Origin of the sequence: Oxyplasma meridianum (genome assembly GCF_038024865.1) — an archaeon.
In the GTDB taxonomy this organism is placed as follows: domain Archaea; phylum Thermoplasmatota; class Thermoplasmata; order Thermoplasmatales; family Thermoplasmataceae; genus Oxyplasma; species Oxyplasma meridianum.
The window spans coordinates 543,481-563,778 of sequence record NZ_CP133772.1; the positions used below are offsets into that span (position 1 = coordinate 543,481).

Here is a 20,298-nt window from a genome sequence, read left to right on the forward strand (position 1 = left end):
TTTGCTTTGATCTAACGTTATCCAGGCGAATTAAAGGTAATCCAACCAGGTACGTTGTGGACAGATTTTCAGCAATCCCCTGCGCTGGTTAATTGAAATTCAAGAAAAATTAAGTTTATTTATGGAGAAAATAGCCTATGCCCGTCTCACCGTCAACATTTACATAGCCATATCTCTCAAGCTGTGCCACTCCCTTGTATGATGATATAAGTGGCTCTGCAACGCCTTCATTAACAGTTCCGTCGGGCTTAAATATCTTGAACTTTAAGGATCCTTGAGGCGCCCAGTGAATAATTTTTAGTTTTTCCTTGCCTGGCATTATGGACAGAATCTTTCCTTCATTTCCAATCTTTTCGACATCACACAGATCCTTGATCCTTATGTGTTTTCCGTCATCGAGAGTGTCCCAATCAGCTGGATCAACAAAAATTGAAGCCATGCTTCCAAGTTCATACTCCCTGAAATCAGTAGCGGGATTCCCTGGATGATAGGGAATTTTTGATAACAGGGCTGATTTATTGTCAAGTTTAATTTCCACTGGGTTTTTTACAAAAAAGAATCTCTTTGCTATCTTATCCACATTCTCTTTGTTAATGGAGTTGAATATGTCCCATGAAAATTCAGCATCTATCTCCCGCATCCCAGACTCGATCCAGTAACGTCTGAAAGTTTCAGGCGAATAGCCTCTTTTCTTCAGTGCCATAAGTGTTCCAAGCCTTATGTCATCCCATCCGGAATAGTCTCCGTTTACTATCCCTTTCTTGATTATTGAGGTCTTGAGCACAGTATCTGGTATGTTTATAAGTCCGTAATGGTAGTATTCAGGCAGTTTCCAATCGTTATAGGCGAATATGTATTTCTGTTTCTCAGTATTGTTCAGGTGATCCTTCCCTCTAATGACATGAGTCAGACCGAGTAAATGATCATCTACTGCAACGCTGAAATTCATCATGGGGTAGAACCGGTATCTTCTTCCTGTCCTTGGGTGTGGTGCATCTACTATTCTAAAGGCTATCCAGTCTCTGATTGATGGATTTGGATGATTAAGATCGGTTTTTACAACAAGAGTTGCCGATCCTCTGCTATATTCTCCGTGAATAATTTTTTCAAATGATTCCATATTCTCTTGGGGTTTTGAATTCCTGTGCGGGCAGGCTTCAGACTTAAGCTTTAATTTTCTGAATTCTTCCTGTTTACAGAAACATATGTAAGCATGACCGGAGTTGATCAGTGATCTTGCCTGGTCATAATAAATCTCCATGCGGTCAGACTGTATTACAACCCGAGAAACATTTACACCAAGCCATTGAAGGTCCGTGGGAATCTGATCATAAGCTATTGTATCAATATTCTCGGGATTAGTATCCTCAATTCTTAAAACAAGTTCCCCGCCATATCTCTTCACATATTCGTCATTAAGTATGGCCATCCTTGAATGTCCAATGTGGAGAGGACCAGAGGGAGAGGGCGCCAGTCTCATAACAACACTTTTTCCCACACTTCTCAGATCAGGAAGCCTGTGTTCCTGTTTTCTCACAACTTTAACTATGAATTCTGGGTATTCCTTTGATACAATGGAAACGATCTCATCCCAACTCATAGAATTTATCCCGTTCACAATAATGGAGACCCGTTTGGAAATGGAGGAAACATCCTTTCTGGCCTCAGGGAAAGACCCAAGTACTCTGCTCATCACAGATCCAACTTCTGCCTTTCCTTCATGTTCATATGCATTTTTTAAAACAATCTTTCTTATATCAGCATCAGTAAGCACTGTGTATCACCCTGAACTCAAACATTTTCCTTTTCAAGTCTTCAAGTCCATCTCCGGTCATGGTGGATACAGCAATTTTTTCTCTTATTTCAGGTCCCAGATCACTCTTTGTCTGCACCCTTATGATGGGTTTTCTGAAAGTCCTTACAATCTCATCATAAAGCCTCTCCTGGTCCTGGACTGAATATCCGGAACTCTCCGAGTAGTCAAACAGAAACATGATTATGCCGTCAATGTGCTTCAATGCCATTATTGCCTTGATTTCCATCTCATTTCTTTCCTCCATTGGGCGATCAAGAATTCCTGGAGTATCAACAAGCTGAAACCTTTCGTCATCAATATCCAGAACACCTACATGTATGGACTGGGTGGTGAAAGGGTACTGGGCAATCTTTGGATTTGTGTTGGTTATTGATCTGATCAGGGAGCTTTTTCCAACATTTGGCATCCCTGAGATAATAAAGGTGAGAACACGTGTATCAATTGTGGGTATTCTGGACATGTAGTCTCTGCATTCTCTCAGGAACTCAAGATCTTTCTTGAGATCATTGATCAGTGAGGCGAATCTCCCATAGTAAGATCTCATAATTTTATTAAGATCTTCTGATTTCTGCGCCCCTTTAGCCTTTCTGATATAAATTGTTGAAAATTTAACTATATTTATGGATGTTTCGCTCATTTTATACAGGCTTATTTTATAATGATCGATGTCAAAAAGCAGATCCAGCAGATCGCGGTAAAATGGGTGGACTTCCTCTATTTTTGGAAATTTCTTTACAAGTTTGTCAAGGTGCCCGCAGGATATACTTTCAATAGTTGAAATTCGATCTATTATCTCTTTTCGAATCTTATCCTCAACTTTCAACTGATAAGGCTCCTCTATCTTAGCGGCTCTGGAAAAACATTTGTCAATAATTTCTTGACTCATAAGTACAGTTGGTATTCTGTTAAACATTGTTATTCAGCCTGTTTTTTCAAATTATTGCTCATGGATTGCGCCCATAATTTTAGTCATAACATCATCGGGTATCTCTTTGAATCCATGCGCATATTTATGGTGCATCTTTATCTTGGGCAGAATGTCCTTCTCGGTTGCTGCGTTTGTTTCGAAACTGCACTGGTAACCTATATCTGAGCATTTAAAGTAAAATCTTGACATAATAGACAATGTGTGCCTGACTTAAAAATCTATTGTACTTATACTACCTTTTATTCACATTTTATTAAAAGGATCAGATTAATCTGTTATATACTAAAATACCAGTTAAATATACTGTACTGTGAAATTATGATAGAGGAAGATCATAGAAATATAACATGTGGTGGAGACCCTTTTAACTACATAAAAAGCGTGATCAAGGGTCTATATTTTCAGCTGGATCCAGGCCAGGATGCAAAAATTATGGTACTAAGAGAGAAATTTCCATATGAAAGGAATGTTTTCGAGAGCCTGGCAAGCCATTCAAAATTAAAGGTAGTAAGTTTTGAGGAAAAGGACAAAGAACTGCATATCGTTGTAAGGAGAGATTTCTAGGAGTAAGATAACTTTCATCAGTAAATGGGGAAGAATAAGAATGACCACTTGTATGACAAAGTCCTCAAATAAGAGAGACATTGAAATTATTAATTTAAGAATCTTTTCGATTGGTTGGTCCCATACTCAAACATTTAAACAAAACTCCAAAACCGTATATGCTGCAATGATGCGAAAAAACCAAACTGAGAGCAATAATTATTATACAACTTAAGATAAAGGGAGGTTAAGCAAATTATTGGGGAAATGGTAACATTATGGAAGATTATAACTCATCACAAATTCAAATTCTGGAAGGTCTGAAAGCGGTACGTAAAGTACCGGGAATGTACATTGGATCAACTGACGAGAGAGGCCTGCACCATCTTGTCTATGAAGTGATTGATAACAGTATAGACGAGTCTGTCGCAGGTTTCTGCTCCAACATATATCTGACAATACACGAAAATGGTTGGATAACAGTTGAAGATGACGGGAGAGGGATTCCGGTGGATATCCATCCAAAGTACAAGAGACCTGGTCTGGAAATTGTTCTGACGGAACTCCACAGTGGAGCTAAATTTGATAAGAAGGTATATAAGATCACCGGAGGGCTTCACGGCGTTGGAGTTCATGTTGTAAACGCGTTATCCAGCATTCTCATAGCAGTTGTTAAGAAATCAGGAAAGGTATATTACGAAGAGTTTTTGAAGGGTGTACCGGAATCGGGAATCAAGGAGATTTCACTGTCAGAATTCCAGAAGAATCGTCCTGAAAACCTCTCCCATTTGGAATTCCATCTTAACACGGATCATGGAACAGTTATTACATTCCTGCCAGACACTGAAATTTTCGAAACTGTTGACGTATCCTACAATACTCTTCTCGAAAGAATGAGAGACTTGGCTTTTCTTAATTCTCAGGTCTCAATCACCATAGAAGACAAGAGGAATGGGAAAAAGGAAGTCTTAAGCTTTAAAGGCGGTTTATCAGAATTTGTAAAATATCTCGGTGAGGGATACAACCCCGTTCACAAAGAACCAATATACAACATGGAGAAACAGGGAGATTACGTTATAGAATACGCCCTGCAGTACAATACAAGCATTTCTGAAATTATGCAGAGTTTTGTGAATAATATAAGTACACTGGAAGGTGGAACTCACGTTGCGGGTTTTAGGGGAGGTCTATCCAGGGCAATACAGGATTATGCAAAGACAAAAAATCTTCTTAAGGGAATTGAAGGGCTCTCGGGTGAGGATGTAAGGGAGGGTCTAGTTGCAGTTATACATGTAAAAATACCGGAACCGCAGTTTGAAGGCCAAACCAAGTCGAAACTTGGCAACAGTGATGTAAGGGGAGTTGTGCAGTCATCTGTGGAAAGTTTCATGAAGATTTATCTGGAATCAAATCCCCATATATCAGAACAGATAGTGAAAAGGGCTATAGCAGCTGCAGCAGCCCGTGAAGCATCCAGGCGGGCAAGGGAACTTGTCAGGAGGAAGTCAGCGCTTGAAGGCGGAGGCCTCCCCGGTAAACTGGCGGACTGCTCTACAAATGACACTGAGAGATCGGAACTGTATCTGGTTGAGGGTGATTCTGCAGGAGGTTCAGCGAAACAGGCGAGAGATAGGGAATTTCAGGCGGTATTGCCCTTAAGGGGAAAAATATTGAATGTTGAAAAATCATCGGATATAAAAACGCTGAGCAACCAGGTTATTAGAGACCTAATAACTGCAGTGGGCACAGGGATAAAGGAAGATATAGACGTCACAAAACTAAGATACGGAAAGATTGTGATCATGACTGATGCTGACGTTGATGGAGCGCACATAAGAACGCTACTTCTGACATTCTTCTACAGATATGCAAGGGAGCTGGTTACAAACGGAAACATCTACTTTGCACAGCCACCTCTTTTCAGAGTTCAGAAGGGTGAAAAGGTTGCATATGTCTATACTGAAAAAGAGCTGGAAAAGGTATCAAAATCATTTGGTGGCAATGTTCTCATCCAGAGGTTTAAGGGTCTGGGAGAGATGAACACAACACAGTTATGGGACACGACAATGAATCCGGAGACAAGAAAGCTTGTGCAGGTCTCGATTGAGGATGCTGCATATGCAGATCGTCTTTTCTCAATATTGATGGGTGAAAAAGTGGAACCCAGAAAAAGATTCATAGAAGAGAATGCCAGAACAGTTGAAAATATAGATTTATAAGGTGAATAGATGGAAAAAAGATCCATAGAGAACGAAATCAAGAAATCATACCTGGAATATGCAATGAGTGTAATCGTCAGCAGAGCCATACCTGATATCAAGGACGGGTTGAAGCCGGTTCAGAGGAGAATACTCTATGCAATGAACGAACTTGGATTTACCCACGATAAACCATACAAGAAATGTGCAAGAATTATAGGAGAAACAATGGGTAAGTACCACCCACATGGTGATTCATCCATATACGAAGCGCTTGCAAGAATGGCACAGGACTTTTCTCTCAGGTACCCTTTAATAGATGGCCAGGGAAACTTTGGTTCCATAGATGGGGATTCACCCGCTGCAATGAGATACACTGAGGCAAGAATGGCCCGCATATCGGAAGAGATAACAGAGGATCTGGACAAGGAGACGGTAGAATTTAGGCAGAATTTTGATGGTTCTCTCATGGAACCGGTCAACCTTCCGGGTAAAATTCCAAATCTTCTCATAAACGGGGCATCAGGTATAGCTGTTGGAATGGCTACAAATATGGTCCCTCATAATCTCGTTGAGGTTGCAAGGGCCATAAAGCATAAGGTTGACAACCCAGACAGCACAGTTTCTGAACTCCTGAAGTTCATCAAAGGGCCGGATTTTCCCGGTGGAGGAATTGCATATTACACCAGCGAACTTGCAGATGCCTATTCCACGGGAAGAGGAAAGGTAATATGTCAGGGAGAGGTTGATCTAAACGAAGAGAAGCGCATCATCATAAAGAGCCTTCCATACGGGGTTAACAAATCCTTATTTGTACAGAATATTGCTGACCAGGTAAAGAATGAGATTATAAAGGGAATCACTGACATTCGGGACGAAAGCGATAGAAAGGGAATGCGTATTGTGGTAAAGGTAAGAGACAACGATATGAGGAATCTCGTACTGAACCAGCTTTACGAACACTCTGAACTTGAAACTTCAATAGGGATAATAAATCTGGTACTTGTTGAAAATGAACCAAAAATACTCAATCTGGCAGGCATGATCCAGTATTACATAGAAAATCGTCTGGATGTTATTGTAAAAAGATCCAATTTTGATCTTACAAAACAGAAGGACAGGGCACACATCCTTGAGGGCCTGGCAAAAGCCCTGGATAAGATTGACATGGTCATAGACATGATCAGAAAGTCAAAGGAACCAGCGGAAGCAAGGGAAAAACTATGCAAAAGCCTTGAACTGACGGAAAAGCAGGCAAATGCAATACTTGACCTGAGGCTGCAGAGATTGACCTCCATGGAAGTAGATAAAGTCATTTCTGATCTAAAGGATGTAATGGCGAGAATTAAGGAACTTGAGACCATAATAGCCGATGAATCGGTAAGAAGATCAATAATAAAGAAAGAACTGGATGAAGTAGAGAAGAAATACGGCGACAAAAGAAGAACAAAAATCATATACAAAGAACTTAAAGGAAGGTCCATAGAAGATCTAATACCAGAAGAGGATTCTGTGATAATACTCAGCGAGAACAGTCTTCTCAAGAGAGTATCCCTTGAGGAATACAAAGCCCAGAAAAGGGGCGGTAAAGGTATCATTACGCCTTCACGGAAGGAAGACAGTATAAAGAGCATACTTAACTGCAGTTCACACGATGAGATCTACTTCTTTACAAACACTGGCCGGGTGATCAAGACAAAGGCCTATGAAATCGAAAAGAAATCCCGGAAGTCAGTAGGCACAGCAGCTGAAGCCCTTCTGCCTCTCAATGAAGGGGAGAAGATAAAGCAGATGGTCAAGGGTACCGATAACAGCAATTCAATATTGGCAATAGTGACAAGGCAGGGCTATGTTAAGAGGACTCCAGGAAAACAGCTTCTCAGCATGAGATCCAATGGCCTGAAGATAATAAATCTGGAAGAAGACGACGAAGTCCTTTCTGTCGAGCATCTTGACGGCGATTCTAATATTGTAGTGGTATCCAACTCAGGAAAAGTTGCGCTTTTCAATACAAGGGAGGTCAGAGTAACAGGTAGAGGTTCCAGAGGCGTAAGGGCAATGAGACTCAAAGAAAATGAGACTATTATTTCCAGCTTTGCAATCAAGGAAAATGAGATGATACTCAGCATTTCTGAGCTTGGACTTGGAAAGAGAACCGACACAACCAGTTTCCCTGTTCACCACAGAGGGACAGGAGGTGTACTGATCTTCAAGAAAACTGACAGGACGGGAAACATAATAAAGGCACTGCCTGTGGCAGAAGGGGATGACATAATAATCATAACAAAGAACGAGAAAACCATAAGGCTTAAAGTTAAGGATATTAAGGTACTGTCCCGGGTAACATCAGGAGTAAAGCTCATAGGGCTTGATGATGACGATAGAGTTGCAGTGGTATCCCGTGTAATGGAGGGAGAAAACCTGGAAGGCGAAGAACAGGCGAATTGAAAATGAAGGAGACCAGTATTTCAATAATGGGGGTAGGGAATGTTGGCAAAGGAATTCTTTCCATTATTCAGAGAATGAAGGAAGAAGGCCAGCTAAATGAAGATTTCAGGGTCATAAGCGTCTCGGATTCCAGGGGGACGGTTTTTGATGATGGGGGTATCAATCCTAAAAAAATTCTTGAAGCGAAAGAGCATGGAAATATCTTCCTTTCAGGTTATTCAAAAATGGATACAGAGGATGTCCTTTCTCTTAAATCTGATATCATTGTGGATGTATCACCTGCCACCAGAGACGGAAAGTTGGGGAGGGACCTCTACATGGAATCATTTTCCCAGGGCAAACAGGTTGTTACAGCAAATAAGGCACCATTGTCATTTTTCTGGAAGGAGATCATGAATAAAGCTGCATCATCGGGACTGGAAATCAGGTATGAATCCACAGTTGCTGGAGGCGTCCCTCTTTTCAATCTCAGGGACTACTGCCTTCTCCCATCGGCCGTGGTGGATTTTCGTGGGATAGTAAGCTCCACTGTGAATTACATTTTGCGGAAGATGAGATCGGGAATGGATTTCAATCATGCCCTGGAAGAGGCTTTAAAACTTGGCATAGTCGAGGCCAACTTCAGGGACGATACAGACGGAATTGATTCAGCAAGGAAAACAGTAATACTTGCCAACTCTCTATTTGGGTCATCGCTGACACTTAATGATATAAAGTATCAGGGCGTAGATGAGAACACAAATTTTGAAGATGCAGCTGGAGATCAGAGAATAATTGCAAGTGTGGGAATATCTGAAGGAAAGGTAAGAGCCGGATCCATGCTGGAAAACCTTGGTGAAGAAGATCCCCTGGCAACACTTAAACACCAGTCCCTGGGGTATGTTATGAAGACTGGTTTCAGTGGTGATATATTCGTTGCCGGTTTAAGAGACGGCCCAATAGAAACTGCATCAGGCGTTGTTAACGATATTCTTCTGCTTTCCGGCTTCAGGCGTATCTGAACAAAACCTGTCTCAGTGATTTTTCATTTCCGTGAATAGGTAACCATTGTTAATATCAATTGAGATCGTATTATATTTGATTTTGAAATTAACCCGCATCCCAGATTAGGTGAAAACAGTGGCAGAAATATTGGAAGGCATAGAAATACCCATTAACATAAGGGCATTAAAGACATCAACAATATATTATGTGAGCACTGATGGAAAGAATATTCTCATAGATACTGGCATGGATCCTGGCACGGAAAATTTTCTCCTTCAAAAGCGTGTCAGGGTTGAGGATCTGGATGCAATATTCCTTTCACATCTACATATCGACCATCTTGGAGGGGCGGAAAAAATGCATCAGGATTACTCAATCCCCGTTTATATGGGATATGAAGATCTGGTCCGCGTAAAAGCCATACAGGAGAATCCTTCAGGATTTCTCAGTGAACTTTTGGACTTTTTAAGGATGAATGGCGTACCGGAATCTTACCTGCAGGAATTCGGCGAAAATCATCCTGTTATTATGGAACTTGAAAATTACAAAAACCTAGATATAGAAGACATTGCCACAATTCCAGGGGGCACATACGGAGGAATAAAGTTTGTAAACACACCTGGGCATTCTCCTGGATCAACCTGCTTCTACATGAAAAATGAAAAATTTATGTTTACTGGTGATCACATACTGGAACGTATTACTCCAAACATAAGCTTCTATGACAGGACTACAGATATGCTATCCCTTTACATTAAGAGTCTGAGGGAAACCATGAAGTTTCAGGTGGATAGGGTATTTCCAGGGCATGGCAAACCATTTTCAGGACTAAAGGAACGATCCGAAAGTATCATAGATCATCACCTGGGAAGGGTGCAGGAGATAAGAGGAATAGCGAAAGATCTATGGATAAATGCCTATGAAATAGCAGGAAGAATGACATGGAGCAAAGGTCGCAGGATGATCACAATGAACTCCATGGAACAGAATTTTGCAATTGGAGAGGCAATTGCTCATATAAGATATATGAAAAATTCAGGGGAACTTGATGAAAGGGAAGTTAACGGAACACTTGAGTACAGATCATCCTGATGGGTCAGAGTTCCCTGGCAAATTCATCCTGAAGGTCCTCTTTCATTCCACCAAAAAACTCCTGTTCAGTCGATAATTACTTTGGGGTTTGAATGCTATTCCTCGTCGAGCAGAGCAATATTACCTGAACCTTGCTTATTCCTGTTTTTTCAGCAATCTTTTCCAGATTTTTGTCCCTTTTGATATGGCCTGATTCAGAGGAGAATACCCCATGATCTTTACAGAATTTTTTCTGCAGAAATCAATATTTTCCATTTCCACTGATCTGTTTGACATGTTGTTTTCCAGCTGGTTTACAACTATTTCATATTTCTTTATGGAGTTAATCAAGTCCTGGAGAAGCATGTTAGTGAAGTTGCCCACCCCTAAGTTTCTGATTATCCCCTGATCCACAAGTTCCTCCATTGCCCATATTGTTTCACCCATTGGAATGGTTTGGCTTGGTCAATGGATCAGGTAAAGATCAATATATCTGGATTTAAGTCTCAGAAGGCTGTTCTTTGCAAATCTTATGAGATCGTCATGCTTCAGGTGGTCATTCCAGAATTTTGTAACGATGAACAGATGGTCTCTGGGAAAATCAGCTATTGCCCCTCCCACCATCTCCTCGGAGTGGCCAATACCATACATCTCTGCTGTGTTTATGAGATTGATTCCGTTTTCTATATTATATTTCATGGCCTCTATATTCTTAACAGCATCAGCATTATTGGAATTTCCGGTGCCACCCATTTTTCATGTTCCAAGCCCAATGGGTGATACTTTCTTTCCATTTATCTCAGTTATCATGGAAATTGCATAGCATAAGGGCCAATGAATATTTTTTGTCCACCTCTTTCAACCTTATACAATTGTTTTTGATTCAAATTTATATATGAACCGGGAATACATGAACATGGATATTTTATTCAAGAAAGTATTGATTATTATTGTTTCTGCAGCTGTGGTGGCTCCCACAGCATTTGTTCTTTACCATTACATGTCAGTTTCTGATCAGGCATCAGACCCGTTAGCATATATCCCCTCAAATTCAACACTGGTTGCCGGAATAAACTATAATGGAACTAAGATGTACGCTTTCTATGAATCAGGAACCCCCTCTATTATGATTGAGAATGCCCAATCTCTTCTAGACCTGAATACATCATCAATAGCCGGTGTTTCAAATTCATCAAACACGTCATCTCTGACCTCAGGTCTTGGAATAGGTTTCTCTACATGGGGTATCGTTCATGGGTTCCAGATATACAGGATAAAGATCAATGAAACCAGATTCGGGGCAATAAACTCAAAATTTCCATCATTCATGGAAGGGTATCTGAAAGATCTTGAATCCAATCTTTCCCTAAATCTCTATGCCTATAATCCATACGGGTTTTCCTTCGTAGTGGGATCACTCAATTCATTGAATAATTCCATAAATGCCTATGCCGGAGGCGAAAATTTTGTTTCGCGGAGTGCATATTTAAGCAGTTTATCAAACCTTTCCTTTTACATTTCTGGCAGCAACCATACCCTTTTCCGATCAGTGACAGGGAATGTAACCATGAATTCCACACAGGTTTACTTCAATATGGCATCGGAATCAAAAGGCCTTCATGATATATACAACATTTCCAGGCAGTGGGTCAATCTCACCAACTTCAGTGCGGTATGGAATACTCCACTGCAGCTTGAGATAAAACTGGGAATTGGTATGGGGAGCAAGGGGAACATATTACAGCTGTTTAACCTTACAGGCATGAACCAGAGCTATTTTGCAACATATCAGGATAACTGAATAAAACCAGGTGCTGAAATGATTTCCGGAGAGTGTTAATAATTATGACAAACCGTTTCTCAATAACTTATAGCTACTATTTCAGGAATTACTACCGTTCAAGAAGTTTCTATTTAATGCTACTTCTTGTTCTCCTGGTATCCGGATTGATGGTATACCTTTCCTTCAGGTATCTCAATAAACTTCCAGACTTCATACCTCAACTCAAGGGTAAGGCAATATCCACCAGCCTGAAGGAGGATCTATTCCTATATATATGGGCATTTGTCCTTTCAGACTTGCCTGTCTTTGCAGCAGTATTCTTCGGGTCTCCTGCTATTTCCAGTGAAATAGAAAACAGAACTGCATTCCAGATATTTCCACTTCCCATTGGGAGAAGTGTTCTCCTTATGGGTAAATATCTTGCTTCAGTATCAGTCACACTGGTAATAACAGCCATTTATATACTGGTGGAGGTCGTGACTTACTTAATTGTCTTTCCAGGGCAACTGCCGGTAACTTTTCTGCAATCAATAGGCCTGCTTGCTGTGTTTATATTCTCCATATCAGCCTTTACTTTTCTTGTAAGCAGCATATTCAAGAAGAATCTTTACGCTTACATAACTGTATTTCTCATATACTTCATTATCTTCTCGGCAATGAATATTGTTTTTGAGTTGATTTACAGCTACAACCCATTCTTCCTGCTGGACAATGCAGCTTCAATTGTGGAGAGAGTATTTGTAAATGTAAGTACATCCACATTCGCAGTTAACAACAGTATTCAAGGAGCTTCAATCTCATCCATCATGGTTGCACTTCTTGTAATGGTTCTCTACCTAGTAGTGTCTCTGGTCATAGCTTTGCTGATCTTTGAGAACAAGGAGGTGAAATAAATGCCCAGCCTTGATATAATGGGCGTAGGGAAGAATTTCGGATCCATTCACGCATTGAAGGATATAACTCTCAATGTGGACACGCCGCAGTGCATTGGAATACTTGGTCCAAACGGTGCAGGAAAGACCACACTGCTCAAAATCATTACAAATATACTCAAGCCATCTGAAGGAAAGATATTGGTGAATGGAATAAATGTCAATCAGAATCCCACAAGGGCATTGGAGAAGATGGGGGCTCTGGTGGAGCAGCCTGAATTCTATCCCTACCTCACGGGAAGGGAGACCATGAAATTTGTCGCGAGGATCAAAGGAATGTCATTATCCAGAAGCTATGAGGAGATAGAAAAACTTGCCAAGATTACCGGCATAACAGAATATCTTGAGAGAAGAACCGGCGAATATTCCAGAGGCATGAAACAGAGGCTCGAACTTGCCGTCTCCATGATCGGCGATCCTGAGATCATAGTACTGGATGAACCCACATTCGGTCTTGATCCCAGAGGTATGAAGGAGATGCGGGACATCCTTATTTCACTTAATGAAGAGAAAAGGAGGATAATTCTGTTCAGTACTCACCTCATATCTGAGGCCAGGGAAGTTTGTGACAGGGTGATAATCGTCGATAAGGGTGAAATAAAATTCAACGAGGAAATCTCAGATTTGAGGGGAAACAAAATCAGGGTGAAGGGGAATTTCAAGCATTTGGCAAAGATAGATGGAGCAAAGGAAATAACCACCAGGGGAAATGAGATAACAGTGGAGATGAATCCTGGCGCAACTAGAAATTCAATCCTCAAGGAACTGATGGAAGGCGGAGTTGAAATAGATACAGTTGAAGGAATGGACAGGATGGAAGAGGTCTATTTATCTCTTGTCCAGTAAGCTCCAACAGTCAAGACACTGTTATTTTGACGGAACGAACATAATTTCGAAATGCAACAAATCATTCTCCATATGGAGAATTTAGCTTCAGTGAGAGAAAATATAAAAATTCACCTGCAAGTTTGTCAGTCAGGGAGCATACATTTATGATCTTGTAAATCATTGTTCAGAAGATGGCTTCCAATAACGATGATTCCCATTACATTCTTACTGAACCTGCCAGTTTCAGCAAAAGTCGTGGGATTCTTATTCTAACCCCTTTTAAGGTAATCTTTAAACCGGATCCTGAAAACGGGAAGAGGCAGGACAGCTTTGAAATTAAAATTGAGGACATCATCAATATCACAATAGAAGGAAAAATGATGAAACGGTTGTGCTTAATAGTGAAGGGGATCTCTCCTAAAACTGTTCTTGTAAAGGTCACCGACATGGAATCATGGAAAACACACATAGAGATCACCAAAAAAATCCTCTCTCACTTTTCCCAGTCAAAGATTTCTCAGCAGACAGGAAAACAGAAGAAAAAAACTGAAGATCCACCTGGGGGCTCCAGTCAATCCCTGTCTAAAGACAAATCCAATCCCTCATGGTATGAAGCAAACAGGAAGATAATGGAAAATGTTTTGAATGAACTTAAAAAAAAGAAACTGACTGCTCTCGAGGATCCGCAGGGTTCATGGCCCTCCGGACGTGATTATGAGCAGAGTTTTCAGTCTCTCCAGCATTCCATTTACAAAGATCTGACAGAATTGCAGACTGCAACCCCTATTAAGAATCCAGCCTCAGTTAACCTGTATGTTCATGCAACCGGTAATTACGGTTCAATATACAAGGTCAGGACCGTATCCGGCCAGTTACTGGCGCTGAAATGTTTCACAAAGAGAACATCACATCTCAATATGAGATATCTGGAGTTGTCTTCATACCTGAAAGGGATAAATTACGCTGCCTATCCATTGATCAAATTTGATTTTTATACCAAAGGGATAATGGCAATGAAGAATCCCTCTGTCTATTATCCACTTTTGACAATGGAGTGGATCGATGGAACCCCTCTCAACACTTTTATAAATGCAAATCTCAAGGACCATAAGATGATGAAAAAGTTGGCAAAAGATTTCATCAATTCTGTAGCACAAATGCACAGTTTTGGAATAGCACATGGAGATCTTTCAGGTGATAACATAATAATAGATAAAAAAGGGAAGATGATATTTGTGGATTATGATGGTATGTATGTACCCCTTATGGAGGGTCAGAAGGCTCCGGAACTTGGCCATTCAGGTTTCCAGCACCCCGCCAGAAAGGTTGACCATTATGGGCCCAACCTAGACAATTTCTCCTCCATTGTTATTTTTCTTTCTCTGCTTGCACTAGCTGAAAAACCAGATATGTGGAAGGAATACAACGATGAGGATCCTGATTGCCTCATCATGAGAAAAGAGGATTTCAATGATCCTGATCATTCCAAAGTCATAAGGGCATTGTCCACTGGTGGAGGAAGGAAGGTTAAAAAACTTACAAAACTGTTGATTCAGTCCATAAGTAAAGATCCTTTATGGGAAGGGACTGAACCCATGAAACTGATCAGTCTGTAAACTCCAGAATTGCAACAGTAAAATCATCATTTCTTATCTTTCCCTCATCTATTAGCTTTGGAATCCTCGAATCCAATGATTGAAAGTCGTTGAGGAAAATATCCATGGCATACTCAGTATTCTCCATGACCCACTTTGCTGCTGCGTCTGTGGCAAGAACAACAGCCTGATTATTTTCAAAGCTTCCTGAAAACTCTGACAGTTCCGGTTCCGGGACCTTCAATTTCTTCTTTACTGGAAATCCCTGGCCGCTCCATATAAGTTTAGGGTTATTTCCGAACTGGTCAGGAAACTTAATTGGAAAAGAAACCTTAATTTTCACCCCATCTATTATGAACATGCAGGAGTCGCCAACGGAAATAGATTTAAACATCAGCTTTCCAGTTGTCTTTTTAATCTGAAGCCCAAGAAAAGTGGAGTATGAACCTGATATTGACTTGTTCTTAAGGAACCATGGCAATGCCTTCCAGTTTATATTATCGTACCAATATTCTCTGGAGGTTGATATCATATCTTCCATAATTTCATTTGTATTTTCAAAAAGGTCTATTCTGGAATTGACAAAAGTTTGTGTAAGTGATTCTGCCCATATATCAGAAAATGTCGAACCGCTGGCACCGTCGGCTATTGCAAACCTCCCCTTCTCCAGGTCGAAGTTAAGGGAATCCTCGTACTCTCTGGATGGATTCCCCAGCTTGCTGATATGAAAATTTTTAATTTTCACAGGGTTCTCTAATGAAGGTTCTCAGTTGGTGCTCTGGTTCCAATATCAAGCAGTTCCAGCAATTCGTCCAGGCCGGCATTAAACACGTAGCCTCTTGCGCCATTCTTTATTTCCAGTCCACGCTCCGCCGCAACATCCTGAAAAGGTTCAGGGAGTAAACTGGACATCCTGAATAGATCTCTGGAAAACTTATCTGATTTGGGCAGCTGGTTCTCATCATTTGGAAATATTACTGCATCTTCCTGTTTAGATTCTGAAAGATGGCAGTTCCAGAGGAGAAGATTCCCATCTGAAGTTGACAATGATTTGAGATCATCCGCCGCGGGAATTGGATCTCCATCTGTCGCTGCTCCATCTGAAATGTTAATCACAACTGGTGGATATGAATCAGAGTGTTCATGCAGCCATTCCTTGGACCATTCCTTTGCCAGTTTTAGGGCCTTCACCATTGGTGTATTAAAATTTGCAACCGGCTCGAACCATACTGGAAATTCCATTTCCGTTTCAACTTCTTCTCCCTCAGAATCCGTGATTCTTTTGCTTGTTTTTTCTATCCTTATTGGATTCTCAGCCATCTTTGAAATTGGAACTATTGTTGCATTTGGAAGCAATGATTCAGCGGTGTCAGTTTTCGATCCATAACCTATGATCCCTATTTCAAAATAATCTCTTACACCTTCAGTTTTAGTACATCTGTAAATTATTTCGTATATCTGCCTGTTGATTGCATCGGTTGCTTCTTTGGCCTTTGACGTCTCCTGTCCAGCCAGCTTGTGGCTCATTGACCTTGACTGGTCAAGTAAGAACAGAAACATTCCTGGTTTCCTTCTGCTGATCTCTGCCGAATATGTCATACATTGTGATACATTTTCACCTATAGAATGTTTTGCATTTGCATTAGCATCCATAATTTTCCCATTATTAGAGAGGGTTTAAAATGAATTTCCAAAAACTAATACAATCTTATGCTTTTTATACTGACTATTTACGAATAATGGATAATTTCAAATGTTTCTCTCAGCTGTATGCTGAACATCCTAAACAACATTCAGGGATTCCCAGAGTAAAATAAATGGCAAAAATACTGACAAGATTTGTCAGTAAGATGACTTCCAGAAACAGTGGCAGTCTGAATCAATATTCATTTAAAATTGCTGAGAGATAGCTTTACCTGTACGTAAGACCTTAGTTAACGTTTAATATATCTATAAGATCAGGTTTTCGTGGAAGTATACGGTTTAAAGAAATCTGAATGGATGCAGGTTCTGTCGTCCTGGTCTGGATGGGTAATGGATGGGTATGTCTCTATAACTTATGCCCTCGTTGCTGTAACTATTTCCAAAGTATTATTCCCACCCATATATCTTGCACTGATTGCGACAGTCCTTGGTTTTATTGTCAGCGCCATTGCCAGGCTTTTAGGATCCGTTATTCTTGGAAATTTTTTCGGGGATAAATTAGGCAGAAAGACAATGCTGACAGTCACAGTATTCTTCTTCTCAATATTCAGTGCATCCATAGCATTGATTCCATCTTTTACACAGATAGGTGTCATTGCCCCCGCAATTCTTTATCTTGCCCTTTTTCTTGTAGGGTTTTTTGCAGGAGCAGAGTATGGCGGGGGGACAGCACTGGCTACAGAATCAGTCCCACCAGAGAGAAGAGGTTTTGTTGGGGCTTTTGTACAGAGCGGTTTCGGTGTGGGATATTTTATAGTCTCCCTGGTATTCTTTGCACTAAGTTCATTTTACGGTCAGGCTGGTTTTCAGGATTTCGGTTGGAGAGTTTTATTTGCAACCTCCATAGTACCAGGCGCATTGGCTCTGGTCCTGAGATTATTCACAAAAGAATCCAGAATCTTTACCGAAATGCAAAAGGAGAAGAAAGTTGAAAAAATCCCTGTAAAGAATATGATAAAGGAGGTTCCATTAACCCTCACATTCGTAATAATGATAACAGCAGGGTTGCTCTTCGTAAACGGTGCCACCCTTTCATTTTATCCCATAGTAATGGAAAAATTCGAATCAATACCATATTCAACAGTAGGGCTAGCCATAGCACTTATAAATCTCATATCTCTGTTTGGAGTATGGATGGGTGGAATGCTTTCAAACCGGCTGGGTGGTAGGAGAATATCCATGGCCATATACTCACTTGCTTTCCTTATAACCACTTACCCATTGATATATTTCGGCTTAAGCAGCAATCTTTTCACAGTGGTGGCGGCATTCTCAGTACAGGCATTCATTGAAGCAACGATTTTTGCAACTTTGCCTGCTTTCCTTGCCGAAAAGTTCAGTAAACGTTACAGGTCAACTGCAGTTGGCTTTGCATACAACGCAGGGGGTATTGCAGCCAGTTTTTCAACAACCATTATCCTTATTTTCGTTGCTTTTCACTTCAGTCTCATCAATGTGTGGAGTTTCATTGTCATTGGGGCATCTCTACTGATGGTGGCGGGTATAATCTTTTCAAGTGAAACATGGTCCTCAAAATACTCAAAAAAGAGCGATGATAAGATAAGCCTGTAAAAAATTGTAATACACTCTGAGTTAAATTACAATTTATTTTAAGCTATTCGCTGTTTAAAATATTATATAAAATTGAAATTTTTTTCCCAGGCAAAAATTATTATATTCTTAATACGTGTATTCTGACAAGATAGATATGAAGAAAACTTCATTGGTTATCCTGGTTTCAGTGTTGACCCTGCTTCCATTTGTGGGTCTACTGATTGTGCCGAGTTACAGCAAGACATACCCTGAAATTGGTGGATTGCCATTTTTCTACTGGTATCAGATATTATGGCTATTTCTTGCAGCTATTTTGTTTGTTTCCGCCTCCTTAATCTGGAACAGGACGGAGGAGGGTGATTAAAAATGCTGAGCTATCTCGGAATCGGCGTTTTCTTGGTTCTGTTCGCGGTGTTTGTATTCCTGGGAGTTTACGGAAGAAACTACAAAAGAGGAGACCTTAAGAAAATGGATGAATGGTCTGTGGGAGGAAGGCATTTTAGTGTATGGGTGGTATGGTTCCTCGTCGGTGCTGATCTATATACCGCTTATACTTTCATTGCAATACCTTCGTCAGTTTTTGCAGTTGGTTCAATCTACTTCTATGCAGTTCCATATGTTGCGCTTACCTTTGGAATTGCTATGTGGGCAATGCCTAAATTGTGGAAGATCTCAAAAGAGAAGGGCTACGTGACCGGTGCTGATTTCATAAAGGGGTATTCCAAAAGCACCCTGCTTTCCGTTCTTGTTGCCATTGTGGGCATCGTTGCTGAGCTTCCTTATATTGCACTGCAGATAGTTGGAATGCTTTCAGTCCTCACTGTGATGTTCCACGGTATCTCAGATATTACAATAGTTACATATCTGGCACTTATTATCTCTTTCGTGATACTGGCTGCTTTTACCTTCATGAATGGACTCAGAGGATCTACATTCACAGCCATATTCAAGGATGCCATTATATTGCTGAGCGTTATGGTTGTCGTAATAATCGTGGTGGCCCATGGTGACCTCTCTGCAGCATTCACTTCGTTAGGCACAAAAACGGCATACTTCCATCTTTTGCCCATTGACTTCAATGCATACTGGTCTCTGTTCCTTATGAGTGCGCTTGCTCTATATCTGTACCCTCATGCAATAACCGGATCACTCAGCGCCAAGAGCAGGAAAGTATTGAGAACAAGCCAGTCCCTTCTTCCACTTTACGGAGTCGGACTTGCATTTCTTGCACTCTTTGGAATAATGGTATACTCAAATTCATCTGCTATGTCTTTTTTAGCTACTTTTGCCACTGCGTCCAGAGGTACATATGTGGTTCCTGCTCTTATATTTTATACCCTTCCAAGCTGGCTTACAGGGTTCGCTTTCCTGGGAATATTCATAGGCGGTCTTGTACCGGCATCCATAATGGCGATATCTCAGGCCAATCTTTTCACCAGCAACATAGTTAAAGAGTTCAAACCGGACCTTAACCCAGCACGTGAGACAGTCATAGCAAAGATAGCCTCAGTAGTTTTCATTTTCATTGCAGTTGGATTCATCTTCATCTTCCCACTTACATTCTCAGTTCAACTTCAGCTCCTGGGCGGAATAATAATACTCCAGACGCTCCCATCTCTATTCTTGGGTCTTGTGACAACCAAACTATACAAGCATTCTCTCACTGCAGGTCTTCTTGTCGGGCTCGGTTTCGCCATATACTTTATGGAGGTTGCCAATCACTTCAGCACATGGAAGACCACTCTCATCGCAACCAATTCGGAACTTGGGCCATTCTTCATAGGTCTGTTTGCTTTAATAGCAAATCTCATCGTAGTTGGAGTTGGCACTCTGGTCTACAGGTATATGTCAAAGGGTTCTCAAATTGCACCTAAAAAAGAAGCATCTGCAAATGCCCAGGTAAAATAGATCCTG

Annotated in this window: 17 protein-coding genes and 1 pseudogene; 12 read left to right on the forward strand and 6 right to left on the reverse strand. The window is 40.8% G+C overall.

The window, feature by feature from the left end:
- Positions 1 to 115 precede the first annotated feature (115 nt).
- Genes OXIME_RS02850 through OXIME_RS02860 form a run of 3 tightly spaced genes read right to left on the reverse strand, consistent with a single transcriptional unit; the run spans position 116 to position 2,933 of the window.
- The gene (locus tag OXIME_RS02850) at positions 116 to 1,774 is read right to left on the reverse strand and encodes a glutamate--tRNA ligase (RefSeq protein ID WP_393971970.1); all 1,659 of its coding nucleotides are present in this window, start codon (positions 1,772 to 1,774) and stop codon (positions 116 to 118) included.
- On the reverse strand, positions 1,764 to 2,729 hold the full coding sequence (locus OXIME_RS02855; protein ID WP_393971971.1) for an NOG1 family protein: 966 nt from the start codon (positions 2,727 to 2,729) through the stop codon (positions 1,764 to 1,766). Before OXIME_RS02855 ends, OXIME_RS02850 begins: the two co-directional genes overlap by 11 nt.
- A gap of 24 nt (positions 2,730 to 2,753) precedes the next feature.
- Positions 2,754 to 2,933: a DUF1059 domain-containing protein gene (locus OXIME_RS02860; protein ID WP_393971972.1), complete on the reverse strand. Its 180-nt coding sequence runs from the start codon at positions 2,931 to 2,933 to the stop codon at positions 2,754 to 2,756.
- A gap of 129 nt (positions 2,934 to 3,062) precedes the next feature.
- Between OXIME_RS02860 and OXIME_RS02865 the strand changes: the two genes are divergently transcribed.
- The 5 genes from OXIME_RS02865 to OXIME_RS02885 all read left to right on the forward strand — a co-directional run bounded on the left by OXIME_RS02865 (position 3,063) and on the right by OXIME_RS02885 (position 10,009).
- The gene (locus OXIME_RS02865) at positions 3,063 to 3,308 is read left to right on the forward strand and encodes a hypothetical protein (protein WP_393971973.1); all 246 of its coding nucleotides are present in this window, start codon (positions 3,063 to 3,065) and stop codon (positions 3,306 to 3,308) included.
- Between the two features lie 257 nt (positions 3,309 to 3,565).
- Complete coding sequence (gene gyrB / locus OXIME_RS02870; protein WP_393971974.1) at positions 3,566 to 5,506, forward strand: DNA topoisomerase (ATP-hydrolyzing) subunit B; 1,941 nt, start codon at positions 3,566 to 3,568, stop codon at positions 5,504 to 5,506.
- Between the two features lie 9 nt (positions 5,507 to 5,515).
- A complete protein-coding gene (gene gyrA / locus OXIME_RS02875) occupies positions 5,516 to 7,933 on the forward strand; it encodes a DNA gyrase subunit A (protein ID WP_393971975.1) in 2,418 nt (805 codons plus the stop codon).
- Between the two features lie 2 nt (positions 7,934 to 7,935).
- Positions 7,936 to 8,934, forward strand: coding sequence for a homoserine dehydrogenase (locus OXIME_RS02880; RefSeq protein WP_393971976.1), 999 nt, complete (start codon positions 7,936 to 7,938; stop codon positions 8,932 to 8,934).
- A gap of 118 nt (positions 8,935 to 9,052) precedes the next feature.
- Entirely contained in the window at positions 9,053 to 10,009 is a 957-nt protein-coding gene (locus OXIME_RS02885; protein ID WP_393971977.1) for an MBL fold metallo-hydrolase, read from the forward strand.
- A gap of 135 nt (positions 10,010 to 10,144) precedes the next feature.
- On the opposite strand, the pseudogene OXIME_RS02890 reads toward OXIME_RS02885, so the two are convergent.
- Positions 10,145 to 10,741 (reverse strand): annotated as a pseudogene (locus tag OXIME_RS02890) (aldo/keto reductase).
- A 163-nt stretch (positions 10,742 to 10,904) separates the two neighbouring features.
- On the opposite strand from OXIME_RS02890, the gene OXIME_RS02895 reads away from it, so the two are divergent.
- The 4 genes from OXIME_RS02895 (at position 10,905) to OXIME_RS02910 (ending at position 15,147) form a co-directional block, all read left to right on the forward strand.
- The gene (locus OXIME_RS02895; protein ID WP_393971978.1) at positions 10,905 to 11,789 is read left to right on the forward strand and encodes a hypothetical protein; all 885 of its coding nucleotides are present in this window, start codon (positions 10,905 to 10,907) and stop codon (positions 11,787 to 11,789) included.
- Between the two features lie 44 nt (positions 11,790 to 11,833).
- A complete protein-coding gene (locus tag OXIME_RS02900) occupies positions 11,834 to 12,664 on the forward strand; it encodes an ABC transporter permease (RefSeq protein WP_393971979.1) in 831 nt (276 codons plus the stop codon).
- A complete protein-coding gene (locus OXIME_RS02905; RefSeq protein WP_393971980.1) occupies positions 12,665 to 13,549 on the forward strand; it encodes an ABC transporter ATP-binding protein in 885 nt (294 codons plus the stop codon).
- A gap of 173 nt (positions 13,550 to 13,722) precedes the next feature.
- Positions 13,723 to 15,147: a protein kinase domain-containing protein gene (locus OXIME_RS02910; protein WP_393971981.1), complete on the forward strand. Its 1,425-nt coding sequence runs from the start codon at positions 13,723 to 13,725 to the stop codon at positions 15,145 to 15,147.
- On the opposite strand, the gene OXIME_RS02915 is transcribed toward OXIME_RS02910, so the two are convergent.
- Both OXIME_RS02915 and OXIME_RS02920 read right to left on the reverse strand, forming a co-directional pair.
- Positions 15,137 to 15,871, reverse strand: coding sequence for a hypothetical protein (locus OXIME_RS02915; RefSeq protein WP_393971982.1), 735 nt, complete (start codon positions 15,869 to 15,871; stop codon positions 15,137 to 15,139). The genes OXIME_RS02910 and OXIME_RS02915 overlap by 11 nt on opposite strands.
- Before the next feature lie 8 nt (positions 15,872 to 15,879).
- Entirely contained in the window at positions 15,880 to 16,725 is an 846-nt protein-coding gene (locus OXIME_RS02920; protein ID WP_393971983.1) for a VWA domain-containing protein, read from the reverse strand.
- Positions 16,726 to 17,127: 402 nt separating this feature from the next.
- Between OXIME_RS02920 and OXIME_RS02925 the strand changes: the two genes are divergently transcribed.
- The 3 genes from OXIME_RS02925 to OXIME_RS02935 all read left to right on the forward strand — a co-directional run bounded on the left by OXIME_RS02925 (position 17,128) and on the right by OXIME_RS02935 (position 20,292).
- On the forward strand, positions 17,128 to 18,402 hold the full coding sequence (locus tag OXIME_RS02925) for an MFS transporter (protein WP_393972238.1): 1,275 nt from the start codon (positions 17,128 to 17,130) through the stop codon (positions 18,400 to 18,402).
- A gap of 136 nt (positions 18,403 to 18,538) precedes the next feature.
- Complete coding sequence (locus OXIME_RS02930) at positions 18,539 to 18,748, forward strand: DUF3311 domain-containing protein (protein ID WP_393971984.1); 210 nt, start codon at positions 18,539 to 18,541, stop codon at positions 18,746 to 18,748.
- Between the two features lie 2 nt (positions 18,749 to 18,750).
- On the forward strand, positions 18,751 to 20,292 hold the full coding sequence (locus OXIME_RS02935; RefSeq protein ID WP_393971985.1) for a sodium:solute symporter: 1,542 nt from the start codon (positions 18,751 to 18,753) through the stop codon (positions 20,290 to 20,292).
- The last annotated feature ends 6 nt before the right edge of the window (positions 20,293 to 20,298 follow it).